Consider the following 15,409-nt stretch of genomic DNA (forward strand, 5'->3'; position numbering starts at 1 on the left):
ACAAATACGCTAAACAAAAATGAACACTTTTTATCCTGAAAATCGGCAACAGTGGCGAGAATGGTTGGCTAGGAATCATTCTACAGAAAGCTCTATTTGGCTAATCTATTACAAGAAAAACAGTGGCAAACCTTCCATAAATTACAGTGATGCTGTAGACGAAGCGCTCTGTTTTGGCTGGATAGACAGCAAGGCAAAGTCTATTGACACAGAAAAGTATATGCAATTTTTTAGCGTGAGAAAGCCAAATAGTGTGTGGTCTAAGGTGAACAAAGAGAAAGTCGCTAGTCTAATTGATAAGAACCTGATGACACAAGCTGGACTTAATGCGATCGCGATCGCTAAAAGTAATGGCTCTTGGAACATTCTTGATGAAGTTGAAGCTTTAATCATTCCCGATGACTTGATGACATCATTATCTTCAAGTCCAGTTGCAAAAGATTATTTTCTGAATTTGAGTCGAACAGACAAGCGAAATCTTTTGCAATGGAGAACTTTAGCAAAAAGGGAAGAGACAAGACAAAAAAGAATCAGAGAAATTGTGATTTCCGCAGAAAATCAAAGAAAGCCAAAGCAATTTTGAGAGATGAACTTAGTAAGAGAAGAAATCATCTGCAAAACGGTGTAGCCATAGCTACGGTCATGCCTAGCCCAAAAAAGCACAAACCTCTCGTAGACAGATATTAAGATCCCCGACTTTTAAGGATGGGCGGCGCTTCGCGCCGCCCATCCTTACCTATTTAGTACTACCCAGAAACTCAACCTTTCCCGTCGCCAACCGATAATAAGCAGGAACAACCTTCAAATTTCCATTCTTTACTTCATGGGACAAAATGGGAACCGTAGATTCAATCTCCTTTACCATCAAATTGACATGTGCCTTCACCGTATCGCTCACCACACAATCACCATTAGCTTCCTGACCAGCCTGCACCGCAGGCTCAATATACTTAATCAACGAATTGAGCTTTCCCTCAGAAAATGCATGACCGATCGCAGCCATCACCGCACCGCATCGCTCATGTCCAAGCACAACAACTAGTCTTGTTCCCAGATGCTCAACCGCAAACTCAATACTAGCAATCACCGCATCGTCAGCCACATTTCCCGCAACCCTAAGCACAAACAAATCCCCAACCCCTTGATCGAAAATCAGTTCAGGCACAACCCGAGAATCAGCACAACCTAAGACGATCGCAAAAGGATGCTGGGCAATTGACAGATCAACTCGGCGTTGCGAACCCTCATGGGGATGCTCTACATGATCGAGCGCATAGCGATCGTTGCCTTCTTTAAGTTCCCGCAGGGCAGCTTCAGCATCTAGATTCTCGACAGTATAGTAGGTTTGATTTGCCGTGAGCATAGGTGATCATGAAATTGGTATGCTCAAAGTTAGCTAGCTTTCCATTCTGAAACAGTAGTGAATTTAACATAAGTTCGATAGAAGCTAGTGAATGTATTGTTCTCATAACTAAACTGCGCGATCGCAATTTAACAACAAGCCAAACCCAATGATTATAAAAGCTACGCTTCGGGTAGCTTTTATAATCATTGGGTTTGGCTTGTTGTTACTGACGGACAATGCGATTCTCAGTTTTTACCTGCAAAGGCGACCTAGCAGTTATATATTCTGCGATCGTATCAGATAAGAGATAACCAGTTTCCAAAAGGTTTTTCCCTTCTGCAAAAACACGATAACCGTCACCACCAGAGGCAAGGAAGTTATTTGTCGCGACCTTATAAATTGTATTGGGATTTAACAATTGGAATGTCCCTGAAGCATCTTTAACTTCTACTTTCGTAACTCGCGTGCCTGAGGGAAGTTTCGCATCCCAGACAAAGCGAACTCCTGCCACTTGGGGAAATCTTCCTTCTTCTTTCTCTGCCATACTCACACCACTCTCTAGGGCTTCCTTTAATTGCTTGCCAGTTAACTCCACCCGCGTAATCGTATTGCCAAAGGGAAGTGCTTCTAAGACATTGCCCATCGTGATATTGCCTAGAGGGAAACCATTGCGAATGCCACCTGCATTAATCAGCGCTACTTGGACTTGATCGCCTTTAGTCTTTGCCAAGATCGCATCAGCTATCAAATTTCCTAAAGCAGTTTCGCTAGTTCGCAGTTTGACGCGATCGCCATCAAGAGCAACCAAAGATTTACCAATGATTTTTTGCCGTAAAGCCTCAATTGGCGCTGCATAGACTTTGAGTTTATCCGCAAATTCTGGATTGGATTTGACGCTTGCATCAAGAGCGTGGGGTTTACCTGCCCAAGCAATCAATTTGCCTGTACGATCGAAGCTCACCGACAAATCACCCAAATATTTACCCCATTCCCAATCCGTTACCACTAACACAGGTTCCTTTGTGCCATTCTTCTCAACTAATGGATAGGGGTAGTTAGCATTAGGGATATTCCCAACAGGTGTATGGCTATGAGCACCGATGATGATATCAATATCAGGGACTTTTCGCGCCAGTGCCACATCATTCTCAAAGCCAATGTGAGTCAAAGCCACAATCTTATTGATGCCTTGTTGTTTGAGAGCAATCACTGAGGCACGAGCGGCTGCGATCGGATCAGTAAACTTCACTCCATCACCAACGCTGGATAAAATCGCTGTATCGGGAGTCGTCAAGCCAAATACCCCAATCTTTTCGCCTTTCACATCGAGAACATGCCAAGGACGAACTTTGCCATAGAGAGGTGATTCAGGTGCGATGTCGATATTTGCGGAAATAATTGGGAATTTTGCTTTAGAGATGAAGTCGGCAAGTACCTGCTGACCGCGATCGAATTCATGATTGCCAATAGTTCCTGCATCGTAGGCAAGGGCATTATAAAAATCGAGGTCAGCCTGTCCTAGATACTGATTGAAATAGAGAGTGCCTTGAAAAATATCGCCTGCATCTAATAGCAGTAAAGGCTCTTGATTGTTTTTACTTTCTATACGAATTTGGTCAATGAGAGTACGACGACGGGCTATTCCCCCCAAAAGGCGATCGCCATATTTGATAGGTTCCAAATGCGCGTGGTGATCGTTGGTATGCAAAATCCTGAGGGAGAAGCGACTTTCTTGTGCAACGACATTTAAGAGTGCTGGTGAAACCACAATGAGAAAGGTAATCACAAAAGCTCCGAATATCTGAAAAGATCGCCTCATCTGCGGTTTCAGTTTTAAATAATTGGCGATCGCTTTTAAACTATTCTTCGCTTTCACAGTTATCACCCTCAAGTTCAAAGTTTTTTCTATGCCAGTTTAACGCTTGTTTTAAGCGATCGCTTAAAATTTAATCCGCCGATATACTTCTGACATTGGCAGTTCTAAATTCAAGCTCTGTAAATGAATAGACTGCTCTAAGCGATCGCATATTTGTAGTTCCCAACGATCATTGTTATTTTGGCGATCAATTTGGTGATATTGCTCCACATAGGGTTCTGATTGACTAACGAGTAAATATTCACAAAAGCTAGAAATCGAGCGATATTTTCTAAACTTGTCGCCGCGATCGTAGCCTTCAGTTGAGGGAGATAGAACTTCCACAATCAGTAAGGGATTTAGAATTTCGTCAGTGCGATCGCCATTAAATTCTGGCTCGCCGTTAATAACCACGAGATCGGTGTAAGTACCGCAGTTATACTCAGGAACCCATACTCGTAAAGCGCTGTTGTATAACCGAAAATCTGTATCTCTAAGCAAAAATCCTAGGTAACTCAATAGATTGACTGAGATCGTGCTATGAGTTGCTGTTGCTCCAGATATGGTAATCATTTCTCCGTTGCGATATTCATAACGTTCTTCAGATGTTTCGGCGATCGCCCGATATCCCTCTAGGGTCATGCGAACTTTGCCATCTGAAACTTCAGATTCTGGAGATATATTTTTTGCGATCGGTTTAGCTTGAGCGATGACCATGAGCGTACCTCTGACGTAACGTTAAGAGCTAATTATATCGTAGGGGCAATTCATGAATTGCCCCTACGATATACCTTATTTGAACTTGTCGAGAATGCGACGCATGGCTTCATTCACGTTATCGCGGCTATTGAAAGCCGAAATACGGAAGTAACCTTCACCTGCTGCACCAAAACCAGAACCTGGGGTTCCCACCACATTACAGGTTTGCAAGAGCTTGTCAAAGAAGTCCCAACTGGTCAGCCCTGCGGGAGTCTTCACCCACACATAGGGAGCATTCTCGCCACCATAGACAGCCAAACCTGCTTCGGTCAATTTCTCACGGATGATCTTGGCATTTTCCATGTAGAAGTCAATCAAGGCTCTAGTTTGCGCTTTTCCTTCTTCAGAATAGACTGCCTCAGCACCACGCTGGACGATGTAGGAAACGCCATTAAACTTAGTGGATTGACGACGATTCCAGAGCTTCCAGAGTTCGACGTTAGAACCATCTTTAGCCTTGCCAATCAAGTTTTTAGGCACAACGGTTAACGCGCAACGAGTACCTGTAAATCCTGCATTCTTCGAGAAAGAACGGAACTCGATCGCACATTCCTTAGCGCCTTCAATTTCATAAATTGAGTGAGGAAGGTTAGGGTCGGTGATAAATGCTTCGTAGGCGGCATCAAAGAAGATGATCGAACCGTTAGCACGCGCATAATCAACCCATGCTTGCAAATGTTCCTTAGTAGCAGTTGCGCCTGTGGGATTGTTGGGGAAGCAGAGATAAATCAGATCGACCTTTTGGGTTGGGATCTCGGCGGTGAAATTATTTTCGGCAGTTACTGGCAAATAAACTAAGCCTTCGTATTCGCCTTTGTCGTTGATGTCGCCTGTGTGACCTGCCATGACGTTGGTATCGACATACACGGGATAGACAGGATCGGTAACGGCAATAATATTGTCATCGCCAAAAATATCGAGAATGTTGCCGCAGTCGCACTTAGAGCCATCGGAAATGAAAATCTCGGAAGCGTCAATATCACAGCCTCTTGCCTGAAAATCATTTGCCGCAATCTTTTCACGCAACCATGCGTAGCCTTGTTCGGGGCCATATCCCTTGAATGAATTGCGATCGCCCATATCTTCGACAGCCTTGATCATGGCATCACGACAGGCTTGGGGCAAGGGTTCGGTGACATCGCCAATGCCGAGACGGATCACTTTCGCGTCAGGATTTGCCTCGATAAAGGCGTTTACCCGTCTTGCAATTTCGGGAAACAGGTAGCCTGCCTTGAGTTTGAGATAGTTGTCGTTAACGGTAGCCATGATGGATGAGTTAATCTTTTTTGATTTTTGTATAGTTTTATATTATGCCTTTATCAAGTTACTTAAGTCACCAAAAGCTCTAATAGACTTCATCATGACTGCCAATATCTACTAGCAAAATCACCATTTCCAGTAGTTTCTTATCCTAGTAAGTCTGCTAACAAATCATCGACAGAACCGCTTTTCGCTGTGCCATCTTTAAAAGCCTGTTGTACTTCTTGAGCGTTAGCCAAAATTTCAGCATTGCGTACTTGAAACTCTCTCAGGAATTTAAAAAACATTTCAAAGCCTGTCTTTTCATCGTGACAGGAGAGCATGATTAGTTTTGCCCATGAGGCAACGGATCTTACGCCTAGTTTTTGCTGTAGCCAAGGCTGAAACTCGTTATAAAAGTCCTCTTCTTCTTGAGTAAGTTCATCATTAATATGACTTCGCGCACATTCATATCCAGCTAGAAACATAAATAGATCGCTAACTGATTGACGACCTAAATACATCCCTGAGTTCTTCTCAACTTTTTGCAAAAGCTCAAATAATTCAATCATTTTGCTGTTTCTAGAAGAAACCTGTAAAATTGACATCAACTTGAAATTTTTCACTGTTCTCAATCGACATATCTATATCATCGTCGTCACCAAACCAACTACTAGTATCAATTGATATATCTTCGAGGGTTATTTGTATTAATTCTGGTGTATGGACGGGACTCAGAAATTTAAAATCAAATGGAAAATTATCCTGTAATTCTGTTGGCTCATCTTTATCGCTACCATAATTTAAGGAAACATGGACATTTCCACATCCAGAAAAATAAATATTTGTAGAGTCAATTTTTATTATTTCGCATTCTTCAATATCCACATCTTCCACATAAGTATGAGTACTTAATATATCAATGTCAGATATCGTATTAGAAATAAATGTACTAACTAGTTTATTACTGATATGTTGGTATAGTTGTGATATGACTTCAGCCTTAGCATCAGAAATAACTGCAAAAATTGTTCCTAGCGAACTTAAAACCTCAGATGAAAACTTGCTACAGTCTTCATCTGAAATATTAAATGTGTTTTTATTAACATGAGTGTATTTTGATAGTAGATCTTGACTTTTACTTATTCCAGACCAAAACTCATCAATCTCTATACCTAATTCATCTTTTACATACTTATCTGCAAGCCCACCTTGAATTGCGTATATCAATTTTTGTCTTCTGGTGGATTTGCCTTCATTACTATCTTCTATCTTGAACCATTCACACTTGACAATTTCTTCTTCTGGGGATAGCCTGCTCAGAACATGTCTATAAAGTTCTCTCATTGAGTAAGCAAAGCTATTAAATCTTAATGGATCATTTTCACTACATAGATACGAAATTGATGCCTTAAAAAGCTCTCTTTCAAATTCTGTCTCTAAATACTTCTCAATGTTGGAGATATCAGATCTCATATTAAAATAGCTACTAAAAATTGAAATAACCCCAGAACCATAACTCAAACCTTATGCTACCGATCGAACTTCTGGCTAGAGAACCATTCTAAAAATGTCTATGACATAACCCCTTTAAACTTTGCAGTACGGGCGTAGCTAGAAATGGTTGACTCTCTAGGAATCCTTCACTATTTTATATAAAGTTGATATTATATTTGTGAGTTGTAGCATTAACACCTTGAGACATTGGGTTATCTGGGGTCTACACATACCATTCTAACTCAATACTTAAATTAGTCAATGCCTCGTGAGCTATCCGATACAGATCTTCAAGAAATTCAAAAGCATTTTACCTCCTATCACTTCAATCCCTATCTTTCGGCAGCAAATAGTTTTAAGGATGCATTGCATATCTACGAAATCAATATTCAGTTATGTGAAGCAATGTATCCCTGCTTGCACACAATAGAAATCACCCTCAGAAACTCGATTCACACTGTCTTAAAAAACAAATATGGTCAAGATTGGTTCTCTTGTGAAGCATTGCAACTAACAGAGCATGAGAGAGAAGAAATTGATCAAGCAATCAAAAAACTTCAAAGACTTGGATATATAGAAGTATCAAATAGAATTGTTTCTGAAATGACTTTTGGATTTTGGAAAAGCCTGATTCAGAAAAAATTTTATGAAGATGCAATATGGAAACCATGTTGTAAAGGTATATTTGTAGCCGCTAAACCCCGCGAACTTAATCTTAAAGTGATTAGGGGCAAAATCCAGAGAATACTAAATCTTCGTAATAAAGTCTTTCACCATGATTGTATATGGAATGATCATGAAATTTGTGATATTTACGAGGATATTTATCAATTTATATTTTGGATGAATCCCAAGGTTTTTACTTGGACTAAGAATTTTGATCGCTTTACAGAAGTATACTCAAAGTCGTTAAGACTTCTTGATGGGCTGTGCAAGAAATAAAAGTGAATTGACTCTTCAAAAGATATAGTTGGTCACATTACAAAGCGCTAACTTTTACCTCGCGCTGCGATCGCATTTTCTGAAGCTTTTTCCAAGCAGCCTCATTACCAGTTTTTACCTTTGCAGCAGTACTAATTAGGCGATCGCGATTTTGATTAGCATAATATACTTGAAGTTCTTCAGTCTCTCGAACCACTTGAGCATACTCAGCTTCCACCGCATCCCGATTTATCTCAATGTAGGATAGAGCCGCATTAATTTGCTCATCCGTAAGTTCAAACAAACCTTGGATAAACTTAGCAGGATATTTAGTTTTTACATAGTCCATCACATCATAAAGAGTAATTCGAGTACCAGATATTGTTAAACCTCTTTCAGTGCGAATAATCGCTACTTTTGCATTAGATTGTGAAATCATATCCATAGCCTCCTATAGCCCAGATCTATACTACATTTATTCTTAAAGCGATCGCAAGTCTAAACTAAACTCAGGCAATACATCCTCACCAGATAACACATCAGGATTATTGAGAACTTCCACGACTTGATTTTGGCGATAAATCTCGACAATATTCGCTCTGCGATCTACCAACCAAACTAGCCTTGCGCCATTTTCGATATATTCCTGCATTTTCGCTTGAGTCTCCTTGCGAGTATCAGTTGGCGACATCAACTCCAAAACAAAATCAGGTGTAATTGGGGGAAACTTTTCTTTTTGAGAATCAGTTAACGCATTCCATCGCTCCAAACTAATCCACGACACATCAGGCGATCGATTAGCATTATTAGGCAACTTAAAACAAGTCGATGAATCAAACACCTTGCCAAGCTTAAAGCGATTATTCCAAATCCAAAACTGAGCAATCAAACCCGCATTATAAATTCCCGTTTCTCCACCCGTCGGAGCCAAGATAATTACCTCTCCTCTAGCATTACGCTCAAACTTGACATCAGGATTGGCTAGACATAGATCGTAAAACTGATCGTCAGCTAATTTCGAGATGGGCGCAAGATTTAAAGTTACCGTATTCATGCTTTTAGTTTGAAGATACAGTATTAAAATCTTAGCACTTGCAACCGTTTTTCATATCCCATTAACTTATCTATGCAATATCCAGATCCCAAGAATCCGCATCCAATGGCAGGATTTCCTCAAGTTTGCTTTATTCAAAACACAGTTACTAATCCGAATATCATCATCGGCGACTACACCTATTACGACGATCCCGAAGACTCCGAAAACTTTGAACGTAACGTCCTGTATCACTTTGACTTCATCGGTGACAAACTGATTATCGGTAAATTTTGCGCGATCGCAAGGGGCGTAAAATTCATCATGAACGGCGCAAACCACAGTATGTCAGGCATCTCCACCTATCCATTTCAAATCTTTTGGAACGAGTGGAAACCACAAAATCTCGAATTTCCCTACAAAGGCGATACTGTGATTGGGAATGATGTCTGGATCGGCTACGAGGCGGTGATTATTGCGGGAGTGAAGATTGGTGATGGCGCGATTATTGCCTCCAAATCTGTCGTTACTAAAGACGTGCCACCCTATGCGATCGTTGGTGGCAATCCTGCAACAGTTATCCGTCAGAGATTTGACGATCGCGCGATCGCAAAGCTACTCGAAATTGCTTGGTGGCATTGGGACATTGAGAAAATCACTAGAAATCTAGATCGAATTGTAAGCGCTGATATCGCGGCTTTACAAAATTGCATGTAAGTTGCGATATCTTCTTGAGGCGATCGCAAAACTTTTTCAAGATCGACCTTGGCTGATCGGGATCTCCAAGTCAAATTCAGTCCCCTGCCCAGAATCCGAAGTGCATTTAAGTGAACCGCCATGTCGTTCTACCACAATCTGGTAGCTAACAGTTAACCCCAGACCAGTTCCTTTTCCTACAGGTTTGGTAGTAAAAAACGGATCGAATATCTGTTTCTGGATATCCTCTGTCATACCTATACCATTATCTCTAATCCGAACTTCCACAGAATTACCCTGTAGAGACTTTCCTGTAGATATCCAAATTGCAGGCGTTTTGCCTAGTCTTTTATTATCTTCTATTGATAATAAAGGAGCAACTTTGAAGGACTTTTCTAAAGCATCAATCGCATTATTAATGATATTCATGAAAACTTGATTTAGCTGTCCAGCATAACAGTCAACCAAAGATAAGTTGCCATATTCTTTATGCACTTCAATTTTAGAACCTGCGATCGCAGACTCTAAACGATTTCGGACAAGTACTAAAGTGCTATCAAGACCTTCATGAATGTTAACTAATTTCATTTCTGCTTCGTCTAAGCGTGCAAAGTTGCGCAACGATAATACTATTGAGCTAATACGTTCAGTTCCAACCTTCATTGAGGTAAGAATCTCAGGTAAATCTTGCCTGAGAAAATCTAGGTCAACATCTTCAATTGCCTTTTGAATTGCAGATACTGGTTGGGGATAATGCTCCTGATAAAGATGCAACAGATGAAATAAGTCTTGAGTATATTGATGAAAATGATTTAGATTGCCATGAATAAAATTGACGGGATTATTAATCTCATGAGCTACTCCCCCAACCAGTAGCCCAAGGCTATACATCTTCTCAGACTGAATCAACTGCGCCGTTTGTTGAAGCTTCAAAAGAGCCAGCTCTAATTCCTCCGATTTTTTAGTAGTCTCTTGTTCATATACTTCGAGCAGTTGTTCGAGGGCGATTACCTGATCCTTGAGTTGCTCGATCTCTTTATTATCTTTGTCTCTATCTAGATCGGAATTCATAAAACTGTTGCGGGATAATGTACAGACTTGTTGAAGAGGTAAAATAAGAGCTTAAGGAATTAAGAAATCAGTATAAGTATATGTAACATAGATAGGTTCCAAAACTCTCTATTCAACAACATTGAAATACCACACTGTTGAGGATATCTGATTGACTATCAAAATGATGAACTATGCCTCAAACCCATTTATAGCTGGCTTTTCAGTCTACAGCAATTTGCTTTCAAAACTGCCACAAATACTAATGTAAAACCCATTGCGGGGCTTCGCCCTGCGACCCTTCTTGTGGCGGGTTTGATCGAACACTGCTGTAATTTAGGCGCAAAAAGCTAAAACCCCTATGCCAATAAAGGTTTGAGATAATCAAAGACGACTTTTGATAGTCAATCATTGAGGATGCTTAGTGAGAAATCAATTTTAACCTATCATTATTGATTGTCAAAAATCTGTTTACCTTCAAAAGGGAACAAAGCCATTTTGGCATTGAGCGCTAGAGTTTTGAACATGTCAGCCTTGTCCCGAGTAATATTCACTTTGGCAAACATCACGACCGCTAAGAGATTTCCTGAAGGCAGCATCCCTCCAAATCCCAATACAGACTTGATGCCATATGGCACGACAAACTCTGCTTGTGCAGGAACATGAGGGTTACCTAAAGCTTGACCAATATGGAAGACATTAAAGCTTCTTTGCTCAATATCTACTAAAATTGCTGGATCTGGTTCTAAAACCGTGCCTATTTCTAAGCCAAACTGCTTGATTAATTGTGAAATCATTGGCGATTGAGCAACCACATTTTCGCTAAGTAATGGTATAGCTTGATGACCAAATGAATCTTGTCTAGTATTCCACGCTTGTTGTTCTCCCGCTGTAGCAAGCAAGGTTAAGCATTTTGTCTGTGGATTTTCTGGTGCTTTGCCTAAATTTTGATCTACAACTCTCTGCAAGCTCGGCTCTAGATCTATATATGGATGGGTTTTAAATAATCGCACCAATGCAAATGATTTGCTCTGATCTTGTTCATTAATGAAGTTGTCATAAAGATGTCCAACAATTAAGTTGGCTACTGCTTCCATGTTTGCCATACCCACTGACGATTTGCGTAGTGCAGCACCACAATTCGTCATATCTTTGATAGTAAATTTTTCTAGATTGTACATTGCTGATGTGAGGGGCTAAATTCGCGCAATTATATTTTTATTATTGATAACATTTTGCGGATACCAATAGAGTCTCTGCTGAAATATTTTTCTGTTCAACTACTCAAGCTTTTAGACCATACCTTGATTAAATCTCACCCTAACTTCTAGAAACTTTGCTCTTATGGCTCTATTGCTGTCCAACTTTGTTCGTAGTTCCGTAGTATTCTTGATTAAGAGTCGGAATTTGTATGGAATTTAACTACAGCTACAAAGGCAGTTCGTCAGTGTCTGGACAAGGCGATCGCACAGCGATGTCGTTCTCGCCTGACGTGACAAGGCAACCCACTTACTTTAGAGGTGAACTGCACCAGAATATTGCCTTTCGAGAAGCGATTAGTGCCTTGCATGACGTTGTAGTCTCTGACCTTCGTTTTAAGCCAAAGGATAAAGAAGCTTACAAAGCTTGGGCAGCCCAACGCAATGAGATTGACTGGCAACTGGTCGCCGCCCAACGCCAAGAAGTTACAGATAGGATCAAAGCCCTCCAAGCCGATCTCACCGATCTAAATCGGCGCAGTTCGGAACGGATGTCTGGATTTTATCGAGCCACCGCGAGATATTTTGATTATCTCTATCAAAAAGATCGAGATTATTGGTTTGTGCTTGACCCTGTAATTACCGTTCATCCCGACGAAGTTTTCTTTGAATGCTTTAGCCAAGATGAGTCTAGCTATGGTCGTCTGGGGGCTAGCTATGAGGTATTTAAGAATATTGATGAATTTGCCTGTGGCACTACCAATATCGATTACTCCGCCGCACTCTACGACGAGTTCCAAAAGATTCGCAGTTATAAACGGACGTTATTGGAGGTCGATCCTTCGGGGTTTGAAGTAAAGACCACAGGAGAGGCTGACTATAAAGAAGTCAAAATCGATCTGCCAGATACTTGGGTGCGCGGCTTTTTGCAGGTTAGCTCGGCAATGTCACTTCCTGCAATTCGCTTTGACCTCCATCCTACTGATATTTATAATATCTGTTTTGTTTTGCGTCGTCGCAAAGAAAAGCAGGGCCCGCGCAGTATGCGCTATATTCTCAAGCCGAACGAACCTATCCGAATTGTATTTGAGCCTTGGGGAACGGAAATAGTCTGTTCCCGTTCAATTTATGAAGGCAATAGCGATCGCACGATCCGTGTTTGGGGTCGTCGTCGCCTCTTGATTTTGGAGCGACTGATTCCCGTTGCGCGTAAATTCACCGTGCATTTACTTGGCAATGGAATGCCTTCTTTTTATGTCGCCGATCTTGAAGATATGTCCTTCACCTTGGGTTTATCGGGCTGGACGGCTAATGACTGGGCAAAGGCGAGTAATTTTGATTTACTTGCGCCTAGGGCGAATGTTGATGATCGCACCAAACGCCAGATTTTTGAAGCCCTCAAGCAGAATTGGGTAGAATCCCCTGACGCTCTGGCAGCAAGACTCAGACTGGATCGCTCGGTGGTTCTTGGTGCACTCAGTGCCTATACTCAGGCGGGTAGAGCGATTTATGACTTAAATAAGCAGATCTATCGCGTGCGCGAACTGTCCAATGTGCCTTTGCCGATGGATAAACTGCGCTTTGCTAGCGATCGCGAAGCCCAAGCAAGTCAATTTTTAGAACAAAATGCCGTGCGGATTACCAATGACAATATTGATACTTCGGGAACTCAATTTTTGCAAGGAGAAGTGCGCCACAAAAATCAAACTTTCCTACCTGTGGTCACGCTCGATCGCGATCTACGCATTGTTCACGCCGAATGTACTTGCAACTGGCATCAACAAAACAAGCTATTTAAAGGGCCATGCGAACATATCCTCGCATTGCGAATGCATAGCGATCGCATCGCTAATGCAATTGTGTAATACCCTTTCGTTGCTCTTGTTCAACGCGCCAAATGTTCTTTTAGCCAAGCACTTAAATCAGCAGATGTTTGTAAGTCAAAGATTACTTCGGCTAAATTTTCTAGCTGCGCGACAGATAGTTTAGCAATCTTAGATTTTATGCTTGGAGATATTTTACCAAATTTGCGGGTTAGCATTCGTACCAACATCGCAGCCTGCCTTTGTAAGCCCTCTTGTTTACCAATTTGCAAGCCCTCTTGTTTACCTTCCAGCATAGCCTCTTGGTAGACGCGGGTTTTCTTTAGATCGCTATGTGTAAACATCGATTCAACCTCTTGACGACTTAGTTTTGGGAATTTGTATACCAACACTGCCTCTATGAATTCTACTACGTTATCTCTCAGTTCAGTGTTTGTTTCTTGCTCAACTTTTTTGGCTAGGTTTCTTGCCATGGTTGGTGCTTTTTTTTCTGTGGCTAAGATTAGCTGAATGATGGCTATGCCAAGGGAGTTCGTTTCTTCCCGCAGGTCTTCTAAATATATGCGGGTGATCCTTCCTGAGACAATTAGTTCTTGGCAGAATTTGTCGGGTGTTGGTTCGCTATTGTGTTTCGCGAAGATGGCTATGGCTTGCCAGTCTTGGATGTGGCGATATTGGTTGAGATATAGGAAGATTTCGGCTAGTAATTCGGAGTAGAAGTCTTCTTTGGGTTGAAATTGGACTTCTACTAGAAATATTGGTTTGTCTTTGGTTTCGGGCATGAAGATACCGTCAAACCGAAATGCTTTTTCTTTGATCTCGGCTGAGCTGAATTTGTATCCTTCGGCTTCTGCGATCGGGCGATCGATTAGCTCGAATAGTAGGGTGTGGAAGGATTGAAATAATTGATAGAATAACGTATCCGTCTTCATAACGGTTTAGTTTAGCATGAGATTGTCTGGTGAAAATTTGGGCGACGATGCTAGCGGCGGCTTCGCTTTTAATTGCTTCTTGATTGAGAAAAGCAAACACCCGTTGCTTGGTGACGAGACCGCGATTTACTTAGATCACCTTCTTTCCCAAATTCCTGAAATAAATACTTCCAAACTAATATCTATGCATACTATTAACTTAGATGTCGGCTGTGATGTTTTCTATAATTCGTTGGCGCAGCATCCGCTTTGCTCCAGCGATCGAACTCATTCCATCGAACATATCGATCCGCACATAAAAATTGCGATTCCGTTTGAGGGAGCTGCATTTGAAGCAATGTGGCAAACTCGATCGGGGCAACAGAAACAACAGCAAGTGAGATCGGGACACGTCTGTATTTTACCTGCAAACTTGCCCCACAAAGTTAGATTAGAGCGTAAATATGAGTCGATCGTCATTGATTTCAAACCTGAATTTGTCGATCGCATCGCCGATGAATTAGTCGGTAAAAATGTGGAAATTGTCGAGCAGTGGGCAGCAAGAGATCCTTTGATTAAACAGCTTGGTATCGATTTGCGGCGGGAGTTTCACCAACAACCACCCAGAAGGTTGTACGTTGAATCGGTGATTCAGGTATTGGCAAATCACCTCGTCAGAAACTACTCATCAAATCTGGTTGTGGTTGAAGATATCGCCACCAAACTCACACCTAAACAACTGCAACAGGCGATCGATCATATTCACGATCGCTTCACAGAAGACATCAAATTGAGCGAATTGGCAGATGTGGTCAAAATGAGTCAATATCGCTTTGCACGCGCCTTCAAACAGTCTACAGGGATGCCTCCACATCAGTATTTGCTCTCCCAGAGGATCGATCGCGCTCAACAACTTTTAACTAACACCCAATTATCCATTAGCGACATTAGTTATCAGCTTGGATTTGCCAGTCAGAGCCACTTTACCGCGACATTTCGTCGATTTACGACCATCACTCCGAACCTGTATCGAAAAGAAATCGGGGCAAGTTTTTGATAACCTCGGCAAGAAATTTGTAGC

At 41.5% G+C, this 15,409-nt stretch carries 16 protein-coding genes; 5 read left to right on the top strand and 11 right to left on the bottom strand.

Annotated features, from left to right (window positions below; translation table 11 throughout):
• The first annotated feature begins 19 nt into the window (after positions 1–19).
• Positions 20–583 (top strand): YdeI family protein, encoded by a 564-nt coding sequence (locus CQ839_RS18100; RefSeq protein ID WP_103669694.1) that lies wholly within the window; start codon positions 20–22, stop codon positions 581–583.
• A 153-nt stretch (positions 584–736) separates the two neighbouring features.
• On the opposite strand, the gene CQ839_RS18105 is transcribed toward CQ839_RS18100, so the two are convergent.
• The 6 genes from CQ839_RS18105 to CQ839_RS18130 form a co-directional block, all read right to left on the bottom strand.
• Positions 737–1,363, bottom strand: coding sequence for a carbonic anhydrase (locus CQ839_RS18105; RefSeq protein ID WP_103669695.1), 627 nt, complete (start codon positions 1,361–1,363; stop codon positions 737–739).
• A 205-nt stretch (positions 1,364–1,568) separates the two neighbouring features.
• Positions 1,569–3,221, bottom strand: coding sequence for a bifunctional UDP-sugar hydrolase/5'-nucleotidase (locus CQ839_RS18110; protein WP_219817809.1), 1,653 nt, complete (start codon positions 3,219–3,221; stop codon positions 1,569–1,571).
• A gap of 63 nt (positions 3,222–3,284) precedes the next feature.
• The gene (locus tag CQ839_RS18115; protein ID WP_219817810.1) at positions 3,285–3,917 is read right to left on the bottom strand and encodes a Uma2 family endonuclease; all 633 of its coding nucleotides are present in this window, start codon (positions 3,915–3,917) and stop codon (positions 3,285–3,287) included.
• 75 nt (positions 3,918–3,992) lie between these two features.
• Positions 3,993–5,225, bottom strand: a complete 1,233-nt coding sequence (locus CQ839_RS18120; protein WP_103669696.1) for an LL-diaminopimelate aminotransferase — start codon at positions 5,223–5,225, stop codon at positions 3,993–3,995.
• 140 nt (positions 5,226–5,365) lie between these two features.
• On the bottom strand, positions 5,366–5,770 hold the full coding sequence (locus CQ839_RS18125) for a hypothetical protein (RefSeq protein ID WP_103669697.1): 405 nt from the start codon (positions 5,768–5,770) through the stop codon (positions 5,366–5,368).
• Between the two features lie 10 nt (positions 5,771–5,780).
• Complete coding sequence (locus tag CQ839_RS18130; protein WP_103669698.1) at positions 5,781–6,674, bottom strand: hypothetical protein; 894 nt, start codon at positions 6,672–6,674, stop codon at positions 5,781–5,783.
• Between the two features lie 282 nt (positions 6,675–6,956).
• On the opposite strand from CQ839_RS18130, the gene CQ839_RS18135 reads away from it, so the two are divergent.
• Positions 6,957–7,637, top strand: coding sequence for an Abi family protein (locus CQ839_RS18135; RefSeq protein ID WP_103669699.1), 681 nt, complete (start codon positions 6,957–6,959; stop codon positions 7,635–7,637).
• 37 nt (positions 7,638–7,674) lie between these two features.
• On the opposite strand, the gene CQ839_RS18140 is transcribed toward CQ839_RS18135, so the two are convergent.
• A complete protein-coding gene (locus CQ839_RS18140; RefSeq protein ID WP_103669745.1) occupies positions 7,675–8,055 on the bottom strand; it encodes a DUF433 domain-containing protein in 381 nt (126 codons plus the stop codon).
• Between the two features lie 42 nt (positions 8,056–8,097).
• Positions 8,098–8,670, bottom strand: coding sequence for a Uma2 family endonuclease (locus CQ839_RS18145; protein WP_103669700.1), 573 nt, complete (start codon positions 8,668–8,670; stop codon positions 8,098–8,100).
• Positions 8,671–8,742: 72 nt separating this feature from the next.
• Between CQ839_RS18145 and CQ839_RS18150 the strand changes: the two genes are divergently transcribed.
• Complete coding sequence (locus CQ839_RS18150) at positions 8,743–9,366, top strand: Vat family streptogramin A O-acetyltransferase (protein ID WP_103669701.1); 624 nt, start codon at positions 8,743–8,745, stop codon at positions 9,364–9,366.
• A 36-nt stretch (positions 9,367–9,402) separates the two neighbouring features.
• On the opposite strand, the gene CQ839_RS18155 is transcribed toward CQ839_RS18150, so the two are convergent.
• Together CQ839_RS18155 and CQ839_RS18160 are read right to left on the bottom strand one after the other, a co-directional pair.
• The gene (locus CQ839_RS18155; RefSeq protein ID WP_103669702.1) at positions 9,403–10,416 is read right to left on the bottom strand and encodes a sensor histidine kinase; all 1,014 of its coding nucleotides are present in this window, start codon (positions 10,414–10,416) and stop codon (positions 9,403–9,405) included.
• A 428-nt stretch (positions 10,417–10,844) separates the two neighbouring features.
• Positions 10,845–11,576, bottom strand: a complete 732-nt coding sequence (locus CQ839_RS18160) for a hypothetical protein (RefSeq protein WP_103669703.1) — start codon at positions 11,574–11,576, stop codon at positions 10,845–10,847.
• Between the two features lie 230 nt (positions 11,577–11,806).
• On the opposite strand from CQ839_RS18160, the gene CQ839_RS18165 reads away from it, so the two are divergent.
• Positions 11,807–13,459, top strand: coding sequence for an SWIM zinc finger family protein (locus CQ839_RS18165; protein ID WP_103669704.1), 1,653 nt, complete (start codon positions 11,807–11,809; stop codon positions 13,457–13,459).
• 20 nt (positions 13,460–13,479) lie between these two features.
• On the opposite strand, the gene CQ839_RS18170 is transcribed toward CQ839_RS18165, so the two are convergent.
• Positions 13,480–14,349, bottom strand: a complete 870-nt coding sequence (locus CQ839_RS18170; RefSeq protein ID WP_103669705.1) for an Rpn family recombination-promoting nuclease/putative transposase — start codon at positions 14,347–14,349, stop codon at positions 13,480–13,482.
• 184 nt (positions 14,350–14,533) lie between these two features.
• On the opposite strand from CQ839_RS18170, the gene CQ839_RS18175 reads away from it, so the two are divergent.
• Positions 14,534–15,385: an AraC family transcriptional regulator gene (locus CQ839_RS18175; RefSeq protein ID WP_181016244.1), complete on the top strand. Its 852-nt coding sequence runs from the start codon at positions 14,534–14,536 to the stop codon at positions 15,383–15,385.
• Positions 15,386–15,409 lie beyond the last annotated feature (24 nt).

Source organism: Pseudanabaena sp. BC1403, from assembly GCF_002914585.1.
In the GTDB taxonomy this organism is placed as follows: domain Bacteria; phylum Cyanobacteriota; class Cyanobacteriia; order Pseudanabaenales; family Pseudanabaenaceae; genus Pseudanabaena.